Genomic DNA, 22,638 nt, shown 5'->3' with positions numbered 1-22,638 from the left:
CGTTGGTTGTATTGTAAGGCACTAATATCCGGGTAATAGTCTGTAACAGCCCGTTCGGTGCTGGTCATCTCATGGCACCCCCATGGGACAACCATCTCGATTCTCTCAAAGAACAACACAAGGGACGCCCCCCATGACAACCCTGTTTCACAAGTGTCTGCTGGTTGGCGCGATGCCGCTGGCCATTGCGCTGTCGACTCCGGCTTTCGCTCAGGAGAGCAATGCCGGAGGTGAGGTCGAAGTGCTCAACTGGTGGACCTCCGGCAGTGAGGCGAAGGCGCTGGGCACGCTCAAGGATGAGCTGGCCGACGAGGGTATCGGCTGGCAGAACATGCCGGTGGCCGGTGGCGCCGGCACCAATGCGATGGCCGTACTGCGCTCGCGCATCACTTCCAACAACCCGCCGACGGCGGCGCAGGTGCTCGGCTACGATGCCCAGGACTGGGCCGACCGTGACGCGCTGAGCTCGCTGGATGATGTCGCCAGCGCCGATAACTGGGACGAGGTCTTCCCGCAGCCGATCCAGCGTTTCGCCAAAAGCGATGGTCACTGGATCGCCGCGCCCTTCGAGATTCACTCCACCAACTGGGTATGGGCCAACACCTCGATGATGAACGAACTCGGCATCGAGCCGCCCGAGACCTGGGAAGCGTTCATCACCTCAATGAAGACGGCGCAGGAGGCCGGCCACACCGGGCTGGCCTACGGCGGCCAGCCCTGGCAGGACGCGACCGTGTTTGAAAACGTGGTGCTCGCCACCGGTGGTGCCGACTTCTATCGCCGCGCCATGATCGAACTCGACCCCGAGGCGCTCGACTCCGACACCATGGTCGAGTCGTTCGACAATTTCCGCGAGCTTCTCCAGTACAAGGACGACAACTCCCCGGGTCGTGACTGGAACCTGGCCACGGCGATGGTGATCAACGGCGACGCGCTCTATCAGATCATGGGCGACTGGGCCAAGGGCGAGTTCCTCAACGCCGGGCTCACGCCGGAAGAGGACTTCATGTGCTTTCGTACGCCGGGCACGCAGGACGCGGTGACCTTCAACAGTGACCTGATGATCATGTTCGACACCAGTGATGAGCAGCAGCAGTCGATGCAGCGCACCATGGCCGGGATCATCGGCTCGCCGGAATTCCAGATCGCCTTCAGCCAGCTCAAGGGCTCGGTGCCGGCGCGTACCGACCTGTCGTCCGATGAGCTCGACGCCTGTGCCCGGCGCGGCTATGAGCAGGCGAAGGCCGCTGCCGACAGCGACACGCTGATGGGCAGCATGGCGCACGGTTACGCCGCGCCGGCCAGCGTCAAGAATGCGGTCTTCGATATCGTCTCCTCGTTCGTCAACGGCAATATGCCCAGCGACGTCGCCGCCGAGCAGCTGGCGATGGCGGTGCAGGGCGCACGCTCCTGATCGCGTCGTTGATGGCGTAACGATATGACGCATCCGGCCCCGCCATCTCCGGCGGGGCCATGGTCCTGACCCGAGGTTTCCGATGTCGACACCCCCTTCCCTGCGAGGCGGCGCGCGTGAGCGCCTGCAGCACTGGCTGCCCAAACTGGTGCTGTCGCCCTCGTTCGTGCTGGTGCTCTTTTTCGTTTACGGCTTCATTCTCTGGACGACCTGGATCTCGTTCAGCAACTCGGGAATGCTGCCGGACTACAGCTGGGCGGGCACCCGGCAGTGGTCGCGGCTCTGGTCCTCTTGGACCTGGGGCATCGCGCTGCACAACATCTGGGTGTTCGGGCTGCTCTATATTGTCACCTGTACGGCGCTGGGGCTTTTGCTGGCGATCCTGCTGGATCAGCGCATCCGCGCCGAGGGGGCGCTGCGCACCATCTATCTCTACCCGATGGCGCTGTCGTTTATCGTCACCGGTACGGCGTGGCAGTGGTTTCTCAATCCGGGGCTGGGGCTCGAGCGCACCATGCACTCGCTGGGCTGGGAGAGCTTCAGCTTCAACTGGCTGATCGACGCCAACATGGCGATCTACACCGTGGTCATCGCGGCGGTCTGGCAGGCGACCGGCTTCATCATGGCGATGTTTCTGGCCGGGCTTCGAGGCATCGACGGCGAGATGATCAAGGCCGCCCAGATCGACGGCGCGCCGACCTGGAAGATCTATGGGCGCATCATCATTCCCCAGCTGCGCCCCGTCTTTCTCAGCGCGATCGTGGTGCTGGCGCACCTGGCGATCAAGAGCTTCGACCTGATCGTGGCCATGACCGGCGGCGGGCCGGGCAACGCCACCGCGGTGCCGGCCACCTTCATGTACTCCTATGCGTTTTCGCGCAACGAGATGGGCATCGCCGCGGCCAGCGCCGTGTTCATGCTGGCGGTGATTGCCGCGCTGATCATCCCCTATCTCTACAGTGAGCTGCGGGAGTCGCGATCATGAGTGCCGTCTCTCCCGTAGCGCGTCGCAACACGCTGGGCCGGGCGCTGCTCTATGCCGTGCTTCTGGTGTTCGCGGCCCTCTTTTTGATGCCGCTTTACGTCATGCTGGTGACCTCGTTCAAGTCGCTCGCGGAGATTCAGCAGGGCAACATGCTGGCGCTGCCCGAGACCTGGACGGTCGCGCCGTGGCGCGAGGCGTGGGGCAGCGCCTGCATCGGGCTCGAATGCAGCGGTGTGCAGGGCTATTTCTTCAACAGCATCAGGATCGTGGTGCCGGCGGTGCTGATCTCGGGGCTTCTGGGGGCGTTCAACGGTTACGTGCTGACCAAGTGGCGCTTTCGCGGCCACAGGATCGTCTTCGGGCTGATCCTGTTCAGCTGCTTCATTCCGTTTCAGATCATTTTGCTGCCGATGGCGCGGGTGCTGGGCATTCTGCAGATCGCCAACAGCACCACGGGGCTGGTGCTGGTGCACGTCGTCTACGGGGTCGGCTTCACGACGCTGTTTTTCCGCAACTTCTACGAAAGCTTTCCCGACGAGCTGATCCGGGCCGCCAAGCTCGACGGCGCCGGCTTTTTCACCATCTTCTTTCGCATTCTGCTGCCGGCCTCCATCCCGATCATCGTGGTGACGATCATCTGGCAGTTCACCAATGTCTGGAACGACTTTCTGTTCGGCGTCTCCTTTACCTCCGGCGACAGCGCACCGATCACGGTAGCGCTCAACAACCTGGTCAACAGTTCCACGGGGGTGAAGGCGTACAACGTCAACATGGCAGCGGCGATGGTGGCGGCGGTGCCGACGCTGATCGTCTACATCCTGGCGGGCAAATACTTTCTGCGCGGTCTGATGTCGGGATCGGTCAAGGGTTGAGGATCACATGAGCTTTCTACACATCAACAATATCCACAAACGCTTTGGCGATACCCATGTGCTCAAGGGCATCGACATTGCCATCGAGAAGGGCGACTTTCTGGTACTGGTCGGGCCGTCCGGCTGTGGCAAGTCGACGCTTTTGAACATGATCGCCGGGCTGGATGACATCAGTGAGGGCGAACTGCTGCTCAACGGCGAGCGGATCAACGATCTGCATCCGTCACGGCGCGATATCGCCATGGTGTTCCAGTCCTATGCGCTCTATCCGAGCATGACGGTGGCCGGCAACATCGGCTTCGGCCTGGAAATGCGCAAGGTGCCAAAGGCCAGACGGCGTGAAGCGATCCAGCGCGCCGCCGAGCTGTTGCAGATCGAGAATCTTTTGAATCGCAAGCCGGGGCAGCTCTCCGGCGGGCAGCGCCAGCGCGTGGCGATGGGGCGGGCGCTGGTGCGTGAACCGCAGCTCTTTTTGTTCGACGAGCCGCTGTCCAATCTGGACGCCAAGCTGCGTGTCGACATGCGCACCGAGATCAAGCAGCTTCACCAGCGCCTGGGCACCACCATTGTCTACGTCACTCATGATCAGATCGAGGCGATGACGCTGGCGAGTCGTATTGCGGTGATGCGCGGCGGCGAGCTGCAGCAGCTGGGCACGCCGCAGGCGGTCTATGACGATCCCAATAACCTCTTCGTGGCGGGCTTCATGGGCTCGCCGTCGATGAATCTGATCAACGCGTGCATCACACGCCGGGACGGGGCGCTGGTGGCCCGCATCGAAGCGCCCACGGGAGACGTAACGCTGCCGATCGTGCGCGACCGCGCCGCCCTCGAGAAATGGTGTGACCGGGACGTTATTCTCGGGCTGCGTCCGGAGGCGATCACCGATCCGGCCAGCGCCAACCACCAGGATGGCGACATCCATGAGGCAACGCTTGAGATCGATCTCGTCGAGCCCACCGGTGCCGATCTCTATGTGGTGACAAGACTCGGCGGACGCAGCATCAACGCCCGTATGCGCCCCGGTCTGCCGTTGAGCCCGGGGCAGTCGACCCGTTTTGCCTTCGACGTGTCGCGCATGGTGGCGTTCGACCCGGAAAGCGAGGCGCGTATTCGTGACGACGGTAACGGGGCCACTGTCGAGGCGGATGGCGAGGCCACTACCGTGTCGGCGGACTGATTGACAGGGCCGGCGCTCAACGACGCTCGACAAACCGGCGGATGCCCTCGGCCAGCTGCTGCCCGAGGCGCACCAGCGTGTCGCCCTCCACCATGCCGATGCCCAGCACCAGCCCCCGGCGCGGGTCATCCTCACTGCAGACCGGGCTCAGCGGTCGCACCACCAGCCGGTAATGATTGAGCAGATAGCGGCTCAGGCGCACGTCGTCGATGTTTGGGGCGAGCGTCACGCACAGCGTAATGGTGCCGGCAGGCGGCGAGACATCCTGCACGCCCGGCAGGTCGATCAGCAGGTCATGCAGGGTCTGCTGGCGCTGCAGATAGTCGCGATTGATGCGCCGACACCAGCGGTCCAGATCGCCATCGGCCATGAACCGGGCGAGCACCGCCTGATCCAGCATGCGCCCTTCACGAAAGACCTCGCTGCGCAGCCGGTTGATGGCCCCGCTCAGGGGGCGGGGCACGACCAGATACCCGAGCCGCAGCCCCGGGAACATCAGCTTGGAAAAGGAGCCGGCCAGGACGCAGCGGCCATCGTCGGGGGAAAAGAACAGATCGCGATGGCGGGTATCGAAGAATTCGTAGTCGTCCTCGATGATGACCCCGGGGGCGAGACGCTCGATCAGCGCGCGTTTGTCCGCCACCGGCATGTGCACGCTCAAGGGGTAGTGGCGGGCACCGGTCAGATACAAAAGGCGCGGCGCCTCCGACAGTGCCGGCGGGTCGCGATAGCCCGATCCGGGCTGCCAGGGGCACTGGGCTGTTGCAAGCCCGGCGGCCTGAAAGACGTTGCGCGCGCCCCAGTAGCAGGGCGAGTCCATCACCACCCGATCGCCGGGGTCGGCCAGTGCCAGCGCGCACAGCTCCAGCCCGTGATGGGTGCCATCGGTGATGATGATCTGCTCGAGGGCGCACTCGATGCCCCGCCAGCGGTGGAGAAATTCCGCAATGGCGCGCTTGAGCGGGCCGTAGCCGCCGCTGGAGTAGGAGAGCAGCAGCGCGTTGTGGGGCACGGTCAGGGTGGCGTAGAGCGCGCGCCAGCGGCGCATCGGGAAGCGGGCGATATCGGGAATGCCGGGCACGAAGGCGCCGCTCTGTACGGGGCTGACCGAGGCCGTGTGCAACAGCGCCCGGGCGCGCTGCGACAGGGCGGCGCTCGGGGCGTTATCGATGGCCCCGGCAGGGGCGCTGCGGTGGGTCCAGCTGCCGCGGCCGTGCTGGGTGGCCAGCAGCCCCTGGGCCTGCAGGCTGTCCATGACGCCGGCCAGCGTGCTGCGCGCCAGGCCCAGCCGCTGGCAGATATGGCGATGGGCCGGCAGGCGCTGGCCATCCTCCCAGCCGGTCTGGATCAGACCCGCCAGCGCCTGCTCCAGCCGTACCTGCTTGCTCAGCCGGTCGGGTTGACGCTGCCAGGCCACGGCGATGTCATCCAGCGCCTCTTCAACGGATCGCAGCATGGTGGGAGTCGACCCTTCCGGCGGGGGAGTGGAGCGCCATTATGGTCAGGGGGCGTCGCAGTGGTCCAGTCAAACGCCCGAGTGGTTCACCTCTTGAATGCAGGACAGTGGTAGCGTGTGATCAGGAGCAACAACAAGGCCCCGCGCCAACAGAGACTCCGACTGCCCTGACTGTCCATAACAATGACGGATAACACCATGCAGAGCACCACAAAACCCCGCGAACTGGTACGCGTTCTGGCCCGCGCCGACGTGCTGGCCCTGGCCTTCGGCGCCATGGTCGGCTGGGGCTGGATCGTATTGACCGGCGGCGCCATTCTCGACGCCGGCAGTCTCGGCGCCATCCTGGCCTTTATCATCGGTGGCATTGCCGTGCTGCTGGTGGGGCTGACCTACGCCGAACTGGCCGCCGCCATGCCCAGAGTGGGCGGTGAGCATGTCTACAGCTATCGCGCCCTGGGGCACTTCGCCTCCTTTATCTGTACCTGGAGCATCGTGCTGGGCTACGTCAGCGTGGTCTCCTTTGAGGCCGTCGCCCTGCCCACCGTGGTCGAGCAGCTTGTCCCGGGCTACGACGTGGGCCATCTCTGGACGGTGGCCGGCTGGGACGTCAAGGCCAGCTGGGTGGCGGTCGGCGTGATCGGCTCGCTGATCATGATGGCGATCAACTATGTCGGCATTACCACCGCGGCACTGATCCAGAAGCTGGTGACCGGGCTGATCCTGGTGGTGGGCGTATTGTTCGTGACCGGGGCGCTGTTTACCGGCGAGGCCGCCAGCATGACGCCGCTTTTTAATCACGAAGCCAGCGGCGGCCTGATCGGCGGCATCATGGCGGTACTGGTGATGGTGCCCTTTCTGTTCGTGGGCTTTGACGTCATCCCCCAGGCCGCCGAGGAGATCGATCTGCCGTTTCGTGATATCGGCAAGGTGCTGGTCACCTCGGTACTGATGGCGGTGGTCTGGTACTCGCTGATCATTCTGGGCACCGGGTTGATGCTCGATCACGATGGGCTGCAGGGCAGCTCGCTGGCGGTGCCGGACGCCATGGCGGCGGTCATGGGCAGCGTCTGGGGCAGCAAGCTGATGGTGCTGGCGGGCATCGCCGGCATCATCACCAGCTGGAACGCCTTTTACATCGGCGGGTCGCGGGCGATCTATGCGTTGGCGCACTCCGGCATGCTGCCGGCCTTTCTGGGCCGGCTGCATCCAAAATACAAGACTCCCACCAACGCCATCATCATGATGGGGCTTTTGTCGACGATCGCGCCCTTTCTGGGCCGTCCGGCCATGGTCTGGCTGGTCGATGCCGGGGGCCTGGGCATCGTGATTGCCTATCTGTTCGTCGCGATCTCCTTTCTGGTGCTCAGAAAGCGCGAGCCCGGGCTGGACCGCCCCTTCCGGGTCGGCAACGGCCGGGTGGTCGGCGCCCTGGCGGTGGTGCTGTCGCTGGGCATGATCTGTCTGTATCTGCCGGGCAGCCCCTCGGCGCTGACCGGGGTCGAGTGGGTCGTGTTCGGCGGCTGGATGGGGCTGGGGCTTGCGATGTATCTCTTTGCGCTCAATCGGTACGGACGCGCCTTCAGTGACCGGGTCATGCAGGACGTCTACGACCGCTGACATCACAGCCATGAGGTAGAGACATGTTGGATATCGAATTCACGAACCAGCGCGCTGACGCGCTGATCGGCGAGCGCTGGCTCGAGGGTGAGCAGCGCTTTGCGGTGAACAATCCGGCCACCGGCGAGCTGATCGCCGAGGTGGCGGATCTGGGGGCTGACGAGACCCGTGACGCCGTGGCCGCCGCCGAGGCGGCGCTGGCCGAGTGGCGAAAAACACCCGCGAAAGAGCGCTCGCGCCTGCTGCGCCGCTGGTTTGATCTGGTCATCGAGAACACCGACGCTCTGGCGCGGCTGATGACGCTGGAACAGGGCAAGCCGCTGGCGGAGTCGCGCGGCGAGGTCGGTTACGGCGCCTCCTTTATCGAGTTCTACGCCGAAGAGGCCAAGCGCATTGCCGGGGAGACCCTGCCGGGCCACGGCGCGGACAAGCGCATTCTGGTCATGCGCGAGCCGATCGGCGTGGTGGCGGCCATCACGCCCTGGAACTTCCCGCTGGCGATGATTACCCGCAAGTGCGCCCCGGCGCTGGCCGCCGGCTGCACGGTGGTGATCAAGCCCGCCGAGGCGACGCCGCTGACCGCGCTGGCGCTTGCGGCCCTGGCGCTGGAGGCCGGCATCCCGCAGGGCGCCATCAACGTGGTCACCGCCAAAAGCCCCGCCGCGGTGGGAGAAGTGCTGACCACCGACCCGCGGGTGCGCAAGGTCTCCTTTACCGGCTCCACCCCGGTGGGCAAGAAACTGCTGGCGCAGTGTGCCTCGACGGTCAAGAAGACCGCGATGGAGCTGGGCGGCAACGCGCCCTTTATCGTCTTTGATGATGCCGATGTTGACGCGGCCGTCGAGGGCGCGATCGCCTCGAAATACCGCAACGCCGGCCAGACCTGCGTCTGCACCAACCGCTTTCTGGTCCAGTCCGGCGTGTATGACGCCTTTGTCGACAAGCTCGCCGCGCGGGTGCGCGAGTTCCGGGTCGGCAACGGTCTGGAAGCGGGCATGACCATCGGGCCGCTGATCAATCAGGCGGCGGTGGACAAGGTCAGCGCCCACGTTGCTGACGCCCTCGACAAGGGCGCTCGGCGGGTCGAAGGGGGGCAGCCCCACGCGCTGGGACACTCGTTTTATGAGCCGACCGTGCTGGCCGATGTCACGCCCGGGATGGCCGTGGCCCATGAAGAAACCTTCGGCCCGGTGGCCGCGGTGTTTCGTTTCGACCAGGATGAACAGGCCATCGCGATGGCCAACGATACGCCCTTCGGCCTGGCGGCCTACTTCTATGCCCGCGACTACAGGCGCATCTGGCAGGTGATGGAGGCGCTGGAGTACGGCATGGTGGCCGTCAACGAAGGGCTGTTGTCGACCGAGCTGGCGCCCTTTGGCGGGATCAAGGAGTCCGGGCTGGGTCGAGAGGGTTCGCACCACGGACTGGAGGAGTTTACCGAGCTCAAGTATGTCTGTCTTGGCGGGCTGTAATTGCTGCACATCAAAGGAGATTGCGGGATGAACAATCACGAACTCAACGAGCTGAAACAGCGCTATGTCGCCAGCGGCGCGGCAAGCCCGGATACCCATTTTGCCGACCACGCCGACAACGCCGAACTCTGGGACGCCGATGGCAAGCGCTTTATCGACTTTGCCGGCGGCATCGGCGTGCTCAACATCGGCCACCGCCATCCGAAGGTGGTCGAGGCGGTCAAGGCGCAGCTCGATAAGGTCATGCATACCTGCCAGACCGTCATGCCTTACGAGGGCTACGTGAAGGTGGCCGAGAAGCTCAGCCACATTACGCCGGTACGCGGCCATGGCAAGGTGATGCTGGCCAACTCCGGCGCCGAGGCGCTGGAAAACGCTGTCAAGGTGGCGCGTGCCGCGACCGGCCGCTCCAGCGTGATCTGCTTCACCGGTGGCTATCACGGTCGTACCTTCATGACCATGGCGATGAACGGCAAGGTGGCCCCCTATCGAACCGACTTCGGCCCCATGCCGGGGCAGGTCTATCGCGCGCCCTATCCGGTCGAGTCGATCGGTGTCAGCGAGGAAGAGGCGCTGCGCGGGCTGAAGATGACCTTCAAGACCGATGCCAATCCGAAGGATACCGCCGCGATTGTCATCGAGCCGGTGCTGGGCGAGGGCGGCTTCCACGCGGCGTCGCCGAGCTTCATGAAGGCGCTGCGCGAGATCTGTGACGAGCACGGCATTTTGCTGATCGTCGATGAAGTGCAGTCCGGCTTCGGCCGTACCGGCAGGATGTTTGCCATCGAGCATACCGGTGTCGAGCCCGACATCATGACCATGGCCAAGAGCATGGGCGATGGCATGCCGATTTCGGCGGTGGTGGGCACCGACAGCGTCATGGACGCCTCCGGCGGCAACTCGCTGGGCGGCACCTATACCGGCAGCCCGGTCTCCTGCGCCGCGGTTCTGGCGGTGCTGGAGGTGTTCGAGGAAGAAAACATTCTCGAGAAGAGCCAGGCGCTGGGCGACAAGCTTGGCGAGCGGTTCCAGCACTGGGAGCGCCGCTTTGATGGCGTGCGCAATTCGCGCCATCTGGGCGCCATGGCGGCCATCGACCTGGTCCGTCCCGATGGCGAGCCGGATACCGAGCTTGCCGGCAGGCTCTGCAAGACGGCGCGCGAGCGCGGCCTGATCCTGCTCTCCTGCGGTCTTTACGGCAACACGATCCGCTTTTTGATGCCGGTGACCATCAGCGACGAGGTGCTCAACGAAGGCCTCGATCTGATCGAAACCCTGCTCGGCGAGCCAAGCAGTCAGTAGTCACGTCGCCCGCTGCGAAGACGAAAGGCCCCGCCATCGGCGGGGCCTTTTTTGATGCCGTCTGTCCGCGCTCGGCCACCGGCCCGGCGTTACTCGGAGCGGGCGGCAATCTGCAAAAAGGTTTCGACCTCCTCGACAGTGGGAATGCCGGTGGCGGCCCCGGCGCGCTGTACCGCCAGCGCCGCGGCGGCGGTGGCGCGTTCGAGACAGGTGGTGGCATCACGGCCGGCCTGCAGGGCGGCCATGTAGTAGCCGATAAAGGTGTCGCCGGCGCCGGTGGTGTCCACGGCCTGCACCGGGCGGGCCGGCTGATACAGGGTGTCACCGCGCGCGCCGTCGATACGCCAGGCGCCCTCCGAGCCAAGGGTGAGCACGATATCGGTCCCCGGCAGTGCCTGCTGCAGCGCCTGAATCAGGCTGTCGGTGTCGCTGTCCTCGGCCAGATCCACCAGCGCGGCCGCCTCGCCGCGATTGACGAACAACAGCGACAGCGCAGCGAGCGGCAGCTCGCGAATGGCCGGCGTCATCGGTGCCGGGTTGAAGGCGACCTTCAGCCCCCGGTCCAGCGCCTGACGGATGACGGCGTCAATATCGTTGCACTCGTTTTGCAGCAGCAGCCAGCCGTTGCTGTCAGCGCCGTTGACCAGCTCATCGATTCGTTCGGACGTGAAGCGCTGATTGGTGCCGCCGAACAGCACGATGGTGTTTTCGCCGTCATCATCGACCTGAATCACGGTATGGCCGCTGGCGCCCTCGAGCAGCGTGACATCCTCGATGTCGGCGCCGGCGTCCTTGAGCGTTGACAGCGCCCAGTCGTCGCTCCTGCCGAGCTGACCCCAGTGGGCCACCTGCCCGCCGGCCCGGGCCAGCGCGATGGTCTGATTGGCGCCCTTGCCGCCCAGCACGATCTGATAGTCGGTGCTGGAGAGCGTCTCGCCCGGGCGCACCAGATGCGGCACGCGATAGACATGGTCGATGTTGATCGAGCCGTAGTTGTAGACGGTGGCCGACCCGGAGGACGGCTGGTTCGGTAATGACATGAGGGCCTCGCTGTAGACAGTGATCTGGCGTGATCATCGAACACAACCAGGTCTCTTGTCGATTCAGGGCAGACCAACGATTCAGGGCAGATCAAACACCAGGGCTTCGGCGTCGCGGCCGCGGGCCAGCGTGATCTGCGCCTCGTCTTCCAGCCTCAGGGCGTCGCCGCCCTCAAGCGCATGGTCGTTGACCTCGAGCGCGCCGCGCGCGAGGTGCACGTAGCCGCGCCGGCCGGGGGCGAGCGTGTGGGTCAGGGCGGTATCGCTGTCCAGCAGCGTGGCGTAGATGAAGGCGTCCTGCTCGATGCGCAGCGAATCCTCGCGGCCGTCGGGCGAGAGGACCAGTCGCAGCCGGTCGCGCCGGGTCTCGGGCGGAAAGTCCGCCTCGCTGTAGCGTGGCGTCAGACCCGTTTCGCGGGGGAGGAGCCAGATCTGCAGGAAGTGTACCGGCTCACTGTCCGAGGGGTTGAACTCGCTGTGTTCCACGCCGGTGCCGGTGGTCATCAGCTGCACGCGCCCCGGTTTGAGGCTGGCGCTGTTGCCCAGCGTGTCGCGGTGGGCCAGCTCGCCGGACAGCACCCAGGAAAATATTTCCATGTCGCGATGGCCGTGCCGGCCAAAGCCGCCGCCGGGGGCGACGCGGTCTTCATTGATCACCCGCAGGGGGCCGAACTGTACATGGTTCGGGTCGAAATAACCGGCAAAGGAGAAGGAGTGATGGCTCTCGAGCCAGCCGTGGTCGGCGTGGCCGCGTTCATGACCGGGGCGCAGGGTCAGCATGGTGAAATCTCCGAAGAAAGATGCCCGGACGGCGTTACGGCATCGGCGTCGAATGCCTGCAGGGCAGCGCCGGATAATACGTTATCACGCTGGATCCAATCGACTGCGCCCGCCCCGAGGGGCGGGCAGGGGCTGACGCTCCCGGATTGCCACCCCGGCGCGGTATCACTTTTCGTTGTCGGATTTTTTGGCGTTGTCGTCCGTTTTTTTCCGGCTCTGGGGGGCCTTGTCATCCTCCAGCAGATCCGCCACCGAATCGAGAATCTCCTTGGGGCGATACGGATAGCGCTCGACCTCGGAGTGGTCGGCAATGCCGGTCAGCACCAGCACGGTATGAAGGCCCGCCTCGATGCCGGCGACCACGTCGGTGTCCATGCGATCACCGATCATGCCGGTGCGCATGGAGTGGGCACCCAGCTTGTTGAGCGCCGAGCGGAACATCATCGGGTTGGGCTTGCCGACCACGTAGGGGTCGCGCTTGGTGGCACTGGTAATCAGCGCCGCCACGGCGCCGGTAGCCGGCAGCGGCCCTTCCTGGCTGGGGCTGGTCACGTCCGGATTGGTGACGATAAAGCGCGCCCCGTCATTGATCAGGCGAATGGCGCGCGTGATCGCCTCGAACGAGTAGGTGCGGGTTTCGCCCAGTACCACGTAGTCCGGGTCGGTGTCGGTCATGATAAAGCCGGCTTCATGCAGGGCCGTGGTAATACCGGCCTCGCCGATGACAAAGGCCGAACCGCCCGGGGACTGATCCTTCAGAAAGGCCGCGGTCGCCAGTGCCGAGGTCCACAGCTGCTCCTCGGGCACGTCGATGCCGCTGCGTGCCAGACGCGCGCTTAAATCACGCGGGGTGTAGATGGAGTTGTTGGTCAGCACCAGAAAGGGCTTTTGCTTCTCCCGCCACTGGTTGATCAGCTCGGCCGCCCCGGGAATGGCCTTGTTTTCGTGTACCAGCACACCATCCATGTCGGTCAGCCAGCAATCGACGTCGCGTTCCACCTTCTTGCCTGTCGTCACAATCCGTCCCCCGTTTTGGTGATGAGTATCAGCATAGCGTTAGATAGCGCGCTGTGTCTTTTCCGGCATTGCCCTGCCGGTTATACACGACCCGCGGGATCGGAGCATCGGGGTCATGCCCGGGCCCTGGCGGGCGCAGCGTCGATGGCTGAGTCGATTTAAAAAACATTGTTTTCCAAAAATGGTTGCCATAAGGAAGAAAAAAAGACCGTTTTAATGAAAATTTAATAAAAGCGACTTTTTAATATTGCCTTCATTATTGAGGCGTCTTTTTCAGAAAAAGTTACTTGAACTCTGGAACCATGGCCTGACATCGTGGTCTTTTATCGGCGTCAAAACAGCAACACATTTTTTAATAAATTGTTAATCATGGTGGGAGAATTTTCGCCATGAACGCCCTGATCAGGTGATGGGATGTCTCTGAAAACAGCGATTCGCACCAATACATTGCTCAAGAAAATAGCGCAGAGCGTCGAGAAGAGCGCACGGCGCGGCGTGACCCTTCTCATGGCGAAATACCTGCAAAAGAGTGAGGGCGTTGAAGCCGATCAGCTTCAGGGGCCTTTGAAAATACTGCTGGTACGACCCAACTATCGCATTGGCAATGCCCTGATCATGTCGCCGGTTATCGAGACATTTCGACAGCGCTTTCCCGAGGCACGGATCGATCTGCTCACCACCGACAATACGCAGACGCTGTTTCGCCATCAGGGCGTGGATCATCTTCTGACCCTGTCGCGTGATGCCATCACCCGCCCCTGGCGCTTTCCCGCCATGCTCTGGCGTCTGCGCAGGGAGAAATACGATCTGGCCGTGCAGGCCGGCCCCAGCTCGCTGACCGGGCTGATCTTCGTACGCTGTATCGGCAGTCGCCACACCATGGGCAAGGGCAAGCGCGGCCAGCGCTGGTTCGATATCGAGGTCAGCGGGGATCAGACGCATGCCTATGACATACCGCAGATGTTTGCGCGCGCCCTGGGCACCCCCTGTCGCGATCGCCCGCTGATGATGCTGAGCCGCGGCGAGTGCAGCATCGGGCGCGGCGAGCTGGAGGAGCTCGGCATCGATTTTGACAGTGCCGGCCGGGCGGCGCCCTTTGTGGCGCTGTTCGTGGGCGGGCATCTCGACAAGCGCCTGCCGCTGACGTTCTGGCAGGAAAGCATCGATGCCCTGGAATCGGCCGGACAGCGCTACGTGGTGTTTATCGGCCCCGAAGAGCTGCGTTGCGCCGACGCCCTCGAACACAGGGTGGCTGCGGGCCGGCACGGCGCGCTGTGTCGCCCCCGGCCGCTGCGCACCTTCGCCGCCATGCTGCACCACGCCCGCTACCTGGTCAGCCCGGACTCCGGACCCCTGCATATCGGCGCGGCGCTGGATGTGCCGGTGATGGCACTGGTGCAAAAGCGCAAGTCGCTGAAATTCGCTCCGCGAGGGCCGCAGGACATCGTGCTCTGGCAGCCCGATGCCCGGCGGCTGCTGGCGGCCGTTACCCGACCCGAGCAGTTCCGGGGCCACCATGTGACCGGGGCGGTCGAGCCAGACACGGCTCCGGACATGGCATTGACCTCCTGACGTTCGGCCGTCGCGGCAGGCGCTGCTGACGGGGTCAGCCGGAGCGGGAAGTAGTCGCGACCCGTCGGACCCGGGCGCGCCGTACACCCAGCCAGCCGTTGACGAGCAGCGTCACCAGGGTCAGCAGGCCCCCGTAAAGCGTTGCCTCGGGAGGCTGCTCGCCGAGAAACCACCAGACCCACAGCGTGCCGAGGATCGCCTCGACCAGATAGAAAAGCGCTACCTCGGCGGAGGGCAGATAGCGCGTGGCATTGTTGATCAGCGCCGTGGCCAGCGGCATCTGCAAAAGGCCCATGATGGCGAGCACGACATAGCTCTGTGTCTCCAGCGCCAGCGGTGTCGCCATGGGCCAGGCAATAATGGCCGTGATCACGCCGCCGCCGGCGATCAGGGGCAGCCGGTCCAGCACCGGGTAGCGCCGCAGCAGTGTCAGGTTGGCGCCGACTGCCATGGCGGCACCGAGCGCGTAGAGATCGCCCAGCAGCCCCTCACCGGTCAATGATCCGGCAAAGACAATCACCAGCCCCAGCATGGCCAGTCCGATCGCCACCCAGGTACGCGTTGCCACCCGCTCCTGCAGAAACAGGCGGGTAAAGATGGCCGCGAACAGCGGCGCGGTACTCAGGATCACCACCACATTGGCCACGCGGGTGTGCATCACCGCCATCACGAACAGCAGCGAGATGGCCGCCAGCAGGGCGGCGGAGACCAGTGAGGCGCCGCGCTGGACGTTGAGCGTGGCCAGCCGGCGGGGCTGGCAGTACAGCGCCCCCATGATCAGCGCCATCAACGCTCCGCGCCAGAAGGCGATGTTCCAGCCGTCGGTCGCTGCCAGCCGCACCAGCAGACTATCGAAGCTCAAAACGACAATGCCGAGGGTGGCCAGCGTCAGACCGCGCGAGTGGTGGGCGCTGGCATCAGTGGCAGTGGCTGTCATGTCGATTCTCTCCTTCACGACAGCGGCAACGCAGAGCGCCGCGATCGTGTGGCCGGTGAATGAGGGCTTGATCGAATCCGCTACTGCCGCTGACCGCCCCGGTACAGGGGCGGTCAGGCGATAGTGGATCAAACGGTCCGGATAGCCTCCATCCTGACCCGGCGGCGCCGTCCATCCTGTTCTCGTTGCGTCGCTGGAGAGGGCATGGGCGACGCCGGGTGATACGGGCATTGATCCGAAGGCAGCCGGCTGACGCAGCGCCGGTCGAATTCACCCCGCGAGGCTGTTGCCGGCCGGAAGGCGCTGCGACAATGCGCCATCACCCTTATCAGGAGATTTTCATGACCGACGCCGTACCTGCTCCGCTGCCCGACCATCTGCGCCGCGCGCTCATCGCCGTGCGTGACAATGCCCATGCGCCCTATTCCGGTCACCCGGTCGGGGCGCTGGTGCTCAGTCACAGCGGTACCCCCTATGCCGGCTGCAACGTGGAGAGTGCCCACTACAAGGGGCTCTGCGCCGAGGCCGGCGCCATTGCCGCCATGGTGGCCGCCGGCGAGCGCGAAATCCGGGCGATTTATATCATCGGGCCGGGGGAGGCGCTGTGTACGCCCTGCGGCGACTGTCGTCAGCGCATTCGCGAATTCGCCACGTCCGATACCGACATTGTCGTGGTCAATGGTGAAGGCCGCCCGCTCAGGCACTACGACATGAACACGCTGCTGCCGGACTCCTTCGGCCCGGAAAACCTCGACCGGCCCTCGGGCATGGCGTAGCGCCAGCAGCCGTCACCACGACAATTAAAAACAGCGTTGTACAAGTCGTGATAAATATGGGTCATGTGTCAGCCAGCGGTCATCAGGCTGTCATACAGAATCCGATCAAAAATGCTTTCCTGGCCCGGGGTTAAGGGCGACAGAAATTTATTGTGTACAAGGCTTGTACATTACCCGGCGCTATGCCAGAGTGTTCTCACACGGTCAGCAGGGACGCTGACATGGGGTCGACAGGGACGTCGGCCCGAACGGCGAGGAGCGCCACGGCAGGGACTGCCGCAGATATCGGCCAGGATGGCCAGGGCAAGGATTGCCACATATACCGGCCAGGATGGCCGGTCTCACGACCAGGGAAGGAATTGAATCATGACACATTACATCTCCTGCACACGCTGTGGTCACGATCAACACACTCCGATGGACAGCTGCAATGAGTGGGACGAGATCACCTGCTCCGAATGCGGCGAATTTCTGGACACCGTCGGGCACTGGAACGATCTGCATTCGCCCTCCTTCGCCATGCAGACCCTGAACAAGTCCAGAACGCTGACGCTGATGATGGCCCGCGAGAGCCGCCCCATCAACGATCATCAGATCGGCCAGCGCGTCTCCGCCTGATCACTGCAGACGCTACGGATATTTCGAAATGCCGCCCTCGAGGCGGCATTGTCGTGTCCGGCCTTCATGGCCTGCCGGAAAGTCCGGCACTGACATCGACATCAAAACGCCCGGCCATGCGCCGGGCGTTTTGATACTGGTGCTGCGGGGGTAGACAATCCGGTCTAGAAGATGACCGGCAGGATCACCAGCACGAGTCCGAGCAGGCTGATGCCCCAGACCATCGAGCGGACATAGGGAATGCCCATGGCGTAAAGGGGCACGTAGGCGACGCGCGCCAGAAAATAGAGCCAGGCGCCCAGCGCCGTCATCGCGCCTTCCTGGTTCCCCACATGGGCGATCACAACGGCGCCGATAAACAGGGGCAGGGTCTCGAACAGGTTTCTCTGGGCGCGAAACAGCCGCGCCGTCACCACGCCCATCGGTGGGCCTTCCTTGTCGCGGGGCCCGGCGTTGTAGTCGATGCCGGTCTCGCGATTGCGATACATCGCGGGCAGCAGGATCTGGACGATGGCAAGCACCAGCGTCCAGCCCAACAGGTACAGTTCCATGGTCATGCGCAACTCCCGGGGTGGTCAGGGGGACAGTGTCCCCTTCAGCGTAGCAGGCCATCGGCCGGGGGCATCGCGTTATTCCACGACATCGTTTCCCGGTCATCTGTCGCGTCGGAAGGCGCCTGGTCGACAGTGTCGCGGCCAGCGCCGTGCTCCGCGCGATGCAGGATAAAGACCGATAGCGCCCGATCAACCCGGGCGGTCTGTTGGCGAAGCGCGTCGACATCCTCGCCGAAGGTGTTGACCAGGGTCATGTTGTGGTGAATGTCGTCATGGATGTCGCTCATCGCCGTATTGACCCGATTGACGTCCTGACGCTGCTCGTCGCTGCCGTGACGGATGTGCTGCATCAGTTCGGCCACGCTCTCGATCCCCGTACCGATCTCTTCCATGCTGGCGTGCACCTCGACGGTACAGTCATGGCCTTCCTGAATGCGTGTGCGGGTCTCTTCCACCAGCGCGGCGATCTCCCGGGAGGCCTCGGCACTCTTGCCGGCCAGCGCGCCGACCTCGGCGGCCACGACCGAGAAACCGCGGCCGCTGTCACCGGCCCGTGCGGCTTCCACGGCCGCATTGAGGGCCAGAATATTGGTCTGAAAGGCAATGGTATCGATCATCGATGTGATCTCGGCGATACGTCCGGCACTGTCGCGCATGTCGTTCATGACCTGACCGAGGCGGTCCGTGCGCTCGCGCCCCCGCTGCATGCGCGTGCAGGCCTGCTGGGCGTCGTCACTGGCGGTGTCGGCGTGACGGGCGTTGTGATGAATCCGGCCGCTGAGCTGCTCGAGCGTGGTCACGATCTCTGCCATGGCCCGACTCTGGCGCTGCGAGCGCGCCGAGAGCTGTTGATTGCCCTCGGTGATCCGGTCGCTGGTCGTCACGATGGTGCCGATGCTGTTGCGAACGTCGGTCAGGGTCGCGCGCACGGCCGCCAGGGTGTGGTTGAAGGCCTCGCCCAGCGAGCTGATCATGGATCGATCATCGCCCCCCAGGTCGAAGCGATTCCCGTGGCGGGCGATACGAGCGCTGAGCCCGCCCAGCTCCTGTGCCGCCACGGCCTCGCGGCGCATCATGCGGGCCATGGCGATCAGCACCAGCGTATGGAGAACCAGATAGGCGGCATGGGTCAGGACCATGCTCAGCCAGCTCTGCATGACGTGGTGTGCCGGCATGACATACACCGGCCCGCCTCGACTCTGCCACCAGCCCAGCAGCAGATGATGCCCGGCGATGGCCAGCGCCGCGCACAGGATCGGACGCCAGTCGCGATAGGCCAGCAGAACCGAGATCAGAATGAAGATCATGAAGTGGGCCTCGATCAGCCCGGAGAGCAGATGAATCTGCAGCATGGTGAAAATCATCAGGCCCAGCGCGGCCAGAACCCGGCTCGTCAGGGCATCCGGCCAGAGACGCATGGCCAGAAGGGGGACGGCACAGGCAGGGAGCCCGATGACAATGGCTGCCGACCACCGGTCATGGAGGGGCGCCAGCGCCAGGCAGGACAGCAACAGCAGCAGCAGGATGATCGACATCAGCCGATGCGCGTAACGGTAGACGGGACTCAACAGTGAAGGCGCATTGACGATTTGGGGCATGACGAATAACGGTGTGTGATGAACGGGAAGTCGCGCGGCCATGCGCGTGAGGCTGGCAATCGGCGATCGTTTTTCCTTATATAGTGCTTATCGGCCATGGCGTTTGACGCCTTGAGCGCGTAGAAGCGGTCAATGGGCCGATCCACGACAGAACGGATCACCGATCACCATCAGGGAGAGAGAGATGACCGAGATCAAGGAGCGAGCAGGCGGGTGTCTGTGTGGTCAGGTACGGTTCACGGTGCGTCACGGCGGCGAGGTGCATGTCTGTCACTGCTCGCTGTGTCGCAAGGCCACGGGCGGGCCCATGCTGGGCGTGGTCTGTGACGGCGAGCCGGTCTTTGACGAAGGCTCGCCCGTGGGCATCTATCACGCCTCCGAGCAGGGCGAGCGCGGTTTCTGCCTGCGCTGCGGCAGCCAGCTCTACTTTCGCCATACGCCCGACAACGGCTATGCGTTCACGGCCGGCACCTTTGATGACCAGTCCTGCATGGTGATGACCGAGGAGATCTACATCAAGGACAAGCCCGGCTTTTACGAGTTTGCCAACGAGACCCGTCGGTTCTCGCAGGATGTGGACAGCGACCTCGTACCGCGTGAGGGGTAGCCTCCCGCTCCGGGCCGGCAGCCGGGCCGGCCCGGAAGCGGGCGTTGTCTACTGACGAGCGCGGCGCATCGGCATGTTGTCGATGGTGTCAAAGAGCTGGCGCGGATCGACAAAGCCCTGCTGCTCGACCTTTTTGCCGCCGTCCTTGCCGACCAGCACCGTGGTCAGCGGCCCCTGCGCCGATAGACCCAGCGCGTGGAGCAGCGCCCCGGTTTCGGCCTCGGTCAGCGCCTGGTCCTCCTTCATGCCGGTGCCCTCCTCGACGGTATAGAGCACCATCTCACGGTCGTTGAAGGCGTCGCGCTGCGTCTCGACAATGCCGCGCATGCGCTCGTAGTCGCTGTTGTCGGCGCTCGGGGTCACCAGGATCAGCGGGCGCGACTGCCATTTGTCGGCCAGCAGCGGGTTGGCGGCCGGGTCGATCTCGCCCGCCTGCGCACCACCCCCGGTGAGGGCGGCGGCCAGCAGGGCCGGCATGAGCCACTGTTTCATGATCTGCTCCTTTTGCAGCTGTCACGCGGATGGTTTCCAGCATAGCGCCCGGCACGGGTATCATCACCCCGTCCCGCTTAATGGCATAAGGCCTCACCATGCAGCTGCGTTTTCTGGGCACCTCGGCCGGCATGCCCACCCGAACCCGCCATGTCAGTGCTCTGGCCCTTCAGGCCGAGGGGCAGCGGCACTGGGCGCTCATCGACTGTGGTGAAGGCGTCCAGTATCAGCTGATGCACACGCCCCTGAGTCCGGCAAGGCTCGAGGCCGTGCTGATTACCCATGTCCACGGCGATCACTGCTACGGTCTGCCGGGGCTTCTGGCCAGTGCGTCGATGGCCGGGCGCCGGGCGGCACTGACCATTGTCGGGCCCGGGGCGGTCAGGGACTATCTCGAGGCGGTCAGGGCCACCACCGGGCTGCATCTCGGGTTTGACGTCATCCATATCGATGCGGCCACGCTGATCGACACGCGCCTGGCGCTGACCGATGTCACCGTGCGCGCCACCAGGCTCTCCCACGGTGTCGAGTGTTACGCCTATGCGTTCGAGGAGCGTCACGTCGAGGCGGCGCTGGACGCCGACCGGCTCAGGGCGGAGGGCGTGGCGCCCGGGCCGCTATGGGGACAGCTCCAGCGCGGCGAGACGGTCACCGATGAGCACGGGCGTCGGCTGTGCGGTACCGACTACCGCCTGAGCCCACGCACGCCGCGGCGGCTGGTGGTGGCCGGCGACAACGATACGCCGGATCTGCTGGCAGCGTTCTGTCAGGACGCCGATGTGCTGGTACACGAGGCAACCTATACCGAGGCCGTCATCGAGCGTCAGGGCACCGACCATGGCCACAGCAGCGCCGCGCGCATTGCCGCCTTCGCCGAAAGGGCCGGGCTTGCCGGGCTGGTGCTCACCCATTTCAGCCCGCGCTATGCCGGTCGACCCGGCGGCGCGCACAGCATCGACGAGATCGACCGGGAAGCGCGCCGCCACTTTTCCGGCACGCTGGTGCTGGCCGAGGATCTGGCCGTACTGGCTCTGTCGCGGGACCACAGGCTGCGTCGATGTGAATGACGCCGCGCCCGGCTACAATGGGCGCTGCCATCTTCTTTCATGACCTTCCGGGAGCCCTGATGACCCGCCGCCGTCTGATCATTGCCATTACCGGTGCGACCGGCTTTGTGTACGGCGCCCGCGCCCTGGAGCTGCTCCGGCCGCTGGATATCGAAACCCATCTGGTGGTGTCCAAATCCGCCGAGCTGACAAGGCGCTACGAGACCGGCATCACCCGCGAGCAGCTCTTCGCGCTGGCCGATGAGGTCCATCCGGTGGGCGATATCGGCGCCTCGCTCGCCTCCGGCTCCTTTAAAACGCTGGGCATGCTGGTGGCGCCCTGCTCGGTGAAGACGATGTCGGAGATCGCCGCCGGCACGACCACCAATCTCGTGTCACGTGCCGCCGATGTGGTGCTCAAGGAGCGCCGCCGGCTGGTGCTGATGCTGCGGGAAACGCCGCTGCACCTGGGGCATCTGCGCACCATGACCACCCTGACCGAGATGGGCGCCATCCTGTTTCCGCCGGTGCCGGCCTTTTACGCCCGGCCGGCCACGCTCGAGGAGATGGTCGACCACAGCGTGGCGCGCGCGCTCGATCTGTTCGATATCGACATCGACGGCATGCCGCGCTGGGGCGAAAACCTGCACCCGCCGGGCAGACACTGAATGCTGCGGCCCGGCGATGACCTGTCCTGCCGATCTGCCATGTGACCCCTGATGCAAAAGAAATCCGACCTGCCGACCAAAACCTGTCCGGTGTGCGGCCGCCCCTTCACATGGCGCAAGAAGTGGGCGCGCAACTGGGACAGCGTCATCTACTGCTCCGAGCGCTGTCGGCGCTCGAAGTCATGACACTGTTACCGGGGCGTCATCGCCGTGACACCTGTGCCGGCCACACTGCGCTCGACAGGTGCCATCCACGGTTATGGAGCAACGCTCATGCTGGGTCTGACATCACGGGAAATGGAAAGGCTGATGCAGCGCGACATTCATCCGGTGTGCGTTGAAGGCAGTGACTGCCTGGTCAAAATGCATGGCCGGGTCATTCGCTGCACCCCGCACGACCTGCATCGTCTGGCCGCCCCCTCCCTGCGCGAGCGCATGCGCGGACAGATCAATCGGCGCTCGAAGGCCTGACCCCGGCCTCGAGTCGGTCAGGGCTGCCCCCGCAGGCGCGAGGGTACCGGTAGCCGCACAGTGGTAGCGCAGCGCTGTCTTACACAAAGGTATGAACGCAGGGTCTAGAGGATTACAGTAGCGGCCGATACGTCTTTTCCAGAATTAGTTATCGCTTAAAA

At 64.4% G+C, this 22,638-nt stretch carries 23 protein-coding genes; 15 read left to right on the top strand and 8 right to left on the bottom strand.

What is annotated here, in order from left to right; all coding sequences use genetic code 11:
• Window positions 1-133: 133 nt before the first annotated feature.
• The 4 genes from M1D97_RS15650 (at window position 134) to M1D97_RS15635 (ending at window position 4,451) form a co-directional block, all read left to right on the top strand.
• Window positions 134-1,414 carry an ABC transporter substrate-binding protein gene (locus tag M1D97_RS15650; RefSeq protein WP_456268628.1) on the top strand — a complete coding sequence of 427 codons (1,281 nt, stop codon included), beginning with the start codon at window positions 134-136 and terminating at the stop codon, window positions 1,412-1,414.
• Between the two features lie 82 nt (window positions 1,415-1,496).
• Complete coding sequence (locus M1D97_RS15645; protein WP_456268627.1) at window positions 1,497-2,399, top strand: carbohydrate ABC transporter permease; 903 nt, start codon at window positions 1,497-1,499, stop codon at window positions 2,397-2,399.
• The gene (locus M1D97_RS15640; RefSeq protein WP_456268626.1) at window positions 2,396-3,271 is read left to right on the top strand and encodes a carbohydrate ABC transporter permease; all 876 of its coding nucleotides are present in this window, start codon (window positions 2,396-2,398) and stop codon (window positions 3,269-3,271) included. Before M1D97_RS15645 ends, M1D97_RS15640 begins: the two co-directional genes overlap by 4 nt.
• A 7-nt stretch (window positions 3,272-3,278) precedes the next feature.
• Window positions 3,279-4,451 carry an ABC transporter ATP-binding protein gene (locus M1D97_RS15635; protein ID WP_456268625.1) on the top strand — a complete coding sequence of 391 codons (1,173 nt, stop codon included), beginning with the start codon at window positions 3,279-3,281 and terminating at the stop codon, window positions 4,449-4,451.
• Window positions 4,452-4,467: 16 nt separating this feature from the next.
• Here M1D97_RS15635 and M1D97_RS15630 read toward each other — a convergent pair whose 3' ends face one another.
• On the bottom strand, window positions 4,468-5,907 hold the full coding sequence (locus tag M1D97_RS15630; RefSeq protein WP_456268624.1) for an aminotransferase-like domain-containing protein: 1,440 nt from the start codon (window positions 5,905-5,907) through the stop codon (window positions 4,468-4,470).
• Between the two features lie 198 nt (window positions 5,908-6,105).
• Here M1D97_RS15630 and M1D97_RS15625 point away from each other — a divergent pair, with 198 nt between their 5' ends.
• From M1D97_RS15625 to gabT, 3 genes are read left to right on the top strand one after another with little or no spacing between them, the layout of a single operon-like run.
• Window positions 6,106-7,527, top strand: coding sequence for an APC family permease (locus M1D97_RS15625; protein WP_456268623.1), 1,422 nt, complete (start codon window positions 6,106-6,108; stop codon window positions 7,525-7,527).
• Between the two features lie 23 nt (window positions 7,528-7,550).
• Window positions 7,551-8,999: an NAD-dependent succinate-semialdehyde dehydrogenase gene (locus M1D97_RS15620; protein ID WP_456268622.1), complete on the top strand. Its 1,449-nt coding sequence runs from the start codon at window positions 7,551-7,553 to the stop codon at window positions 8,997-8,999.
• Window positions 9,000-9,026: 27 nt separating this feature from the next.
• Window positions 9,027-10,301: a 4-aminobutyrate--2-oxoglutarate transaminase gene (gene gabT, locus M1D97_RS15615; RefSeq protein ID WP_456268621.1), complete on the top strand. Its 1,275-nt coding sequence runs from the start codon at window positions 9,027-9,029 to the stop codon at window positions 10,299-10,301.
• Window positions 10,302-10,390: 89 nt separating this feature from the next.
• Here gabT and M1D97_RS15610 read toward each other — a convergent pair whose 3' ends face one another.
• The 3 genes from M1D97_RS15610 to M1D97_RS15600 all read right to left on the bottom strand — a co-directional run bounded on the left by M1D97_RS15610 (window position 10,391) and on the right by M1D97_RS15600 (window position 13,138).
• Window positions 10,391-11,341: a ribokinase gene (locus tag M1D97_RS15610; RefSeq protein ID WP_456268620.1), complete on the bottom strand. Its 951-nt coding sequence runs from the start codon at window positions 11,339-11,341 to the stop codon at window positions 10,391-10,393.
• An 81-nt stretch (window positions 11,342-11,422) separates the two neighbouring features.
• On the bottom strand, window positions 11,423-12,121 hold the full coding sequence (locus M1D97_RS15605) for a pirin family protein (protein ID WP_456268619.1): 699 nt from the start codon (window positions 12,119-12,121) through the stop codon (window positions 11,423-11,425).
• Between the two features lie 165 nt (window positions 12,122-12,286).
• Window positions 12,287-13,138, bottom strand: coding sequence for an HAD-IIA family hydrolase (locus M1D97_RS15600; protein ID WP_456268618.1), 852 nt, complete (start codon window positions 13,136-13,138; stop codon window positions 12,287-12,289).
• A 414-nt stretch (window positions 13,139-13,552) separates the two neighbouring features.
• Here M1D97_RS15600 and M1D97_RS15595 point away from each other — a divergent pair, with 414 nt between their 5' ends.
• A complete protein-coding gene (locus tag M1D97_RS15595; protein WP_456268617.1) occupies window positions 13,553-14,710 on the top strand; it encodes a glycosyltransferase family 9 protein in 1,158 nt (385 codons plus the stop codon).
• Window positions 14,711-14,744: 34 nt separating this feature from the next.
• On the opposite strand, the gene M1D97_RS15590 is transcribed toward M1D97_RS15595, so the two are convergent.
• The gene (locus tag M1D97_RS15590) at window positions 14,745-15,647 is read right to left on the bottom strand and encodes a DMT family transporter (RefSeq protein WP_456268616.1); all 903 of its coding nucleotides are present in this window, start codon (window positions 15,645-15,647) and stop codon (window positions 14,745-14,747) included.
• 341 nt (window positions 15,648-15,988) lie between these two features.
• On the opposite strand from M1D97_RS15590, the gene cdd reads away from it, so the two are divergent.
• A complete protein-coding gene (cdd, locus tag M1D97_RS15585; protein WP_456268615.1) occupies window positions 15,989-16,423 on the top strand; it encodes a cytidine deaminase in 435 nt (144 codons plus the stop codon).
• A gap of 366 nt (window positions 16,424-16,789) precedes the next feature.
• A complete protein-coding gene (locus M1D97_RS15580) occupies window positions 16,790-17,041 on the top strand; it encodes a hypothetical protein (RefSeq protein ID WP_456268614.1) in 252 nt (83 codons plus the stop codon).
• Window positions 17,042-17,205: 164 nt separating this feature from the next.
• Here the strand turns inward: M1D97_RS15580 and M1D97_RS15575 are convergent, their stop codons facing one another.
• Both M1D97_RS15575 and M1D97_RS15570 read right to left on the bottom strand, forming a co-directional pair.
• Window positions 17,206-17,598, bottom strand: a complete 393-nt coding sequence (locus M1D97_RS15575; protein ID WP_456268613.1) for an MAPEG family protein — start codon at window positions 17,596-17,598, stop codon at window positions 17,206-17,208.
• Between the two features lie 38 nt (window positions 17,599-17,636).
• Window positions 17,637-19,193 (bottom strand): methyl-accepting chemotaxis protein, encoded by a 1,557-nt coding sequence (locus tag M1D97_RS15570; RefSeq protein WP_456268612.1) that lies wholly within the window; start codon window positions 19,191-19,193, stop codon window positions 17,637-17,639.
• 184 nt (window positions 19,194-19,377) lie between these two features.
• Between M1D97_RS15570 and M1D97_RS15565 the strand changes: the two genes are divergently transcribed.
• Window positions 19,378-19,800 (top strand): GFA family protein, encoded by a 423-nt coding sequence (locus M1D97_RS15565; protein ID WP_456268611.1) that lies wholly within the window; start codon window positions 19,378-19,380, stop codon window positions 19,798-19,800.
• A 48-nt stretch (window positions 19,801-19,848) separates the two neighbouring features.
• On the opposite strand, the gene M1D97_RS15560 is transcribed toward M1D97_RS15565, so the two are convergent.
• Entirely contained in the window at window positions 19,849-20,292 is a 444-nt protein-coding gene (locus M1D97_RS15560; protein WP_456268610.1) for a DUF4174 domain-containing protein, read from the bottom strand.
• Between the two features lie 98 nt (window positions 20,293-20,390).
• Between M1D97_RS15560 and M1D97_RS15555 the strand changes: the two genes are divergently transcribed.
• The 4 genes from M1D97_RS15555 (at window position 20,391) to M1D97_RS15540 (ending at window position 22,477) form a co-directional block, all read left to right on the top strand.
• Window positions 20,391-21,359 (top strand): ribonuclease Z, encoded by a 969-nt coding sequence (locus M1D97_RS15555; protein ID WP_456268609.1) that lies wholly within the window; start codon window positions 20,391-20,393, stop codon window positions 21,357-21,359.
• Between the two features lie 59 nt (window positions 21,360-21,418).
• Window positions 21,419-22,006 (top strand): UbiX family flavin prenyltransferase, encoded by a 588-nt coding sequence (locus M1D97_RS15550; RefSeq protein ID WP_456268608.1) that lies wholly within the window; start codon window positions 21,419-21,421, stop codon window positions 22,004-22,006.
• Window positions 22,007-22,057: 51 nt separating this feature from the next.
• On the top strand, window positions 22,058-22,192 hold the full coding sequence (locus tag M1D97_RS15545; protein WP_108841129.1) for a DUF2256 domain-containing protein: 135 nt from the start codon (window positions 22,058-22,060) through the stop codon (window positions 22,190-22,192).
• An 87-nt stretch (window positions 22,193-22,279) separates the two neighbouring features.
• Window positions 22,280-22,477, top strand: a complete 198-nt coding sequence (locus tag M1D97_RS15540; RefSeq protein WP_456268607.1) for a hypothetical protein — start codon at window positions 22,280-22,282, stop codon at window positions 22,475-22,477.
• Window positions 22,478-22,638: the final 161 nt, after the last annotated feature.

The organism is Kushneria sp. AK178 (genome assembly GCF_053903105.1).
This window is presented reverse-complemented; position numbering and strand designations above follow the sequence as displayed.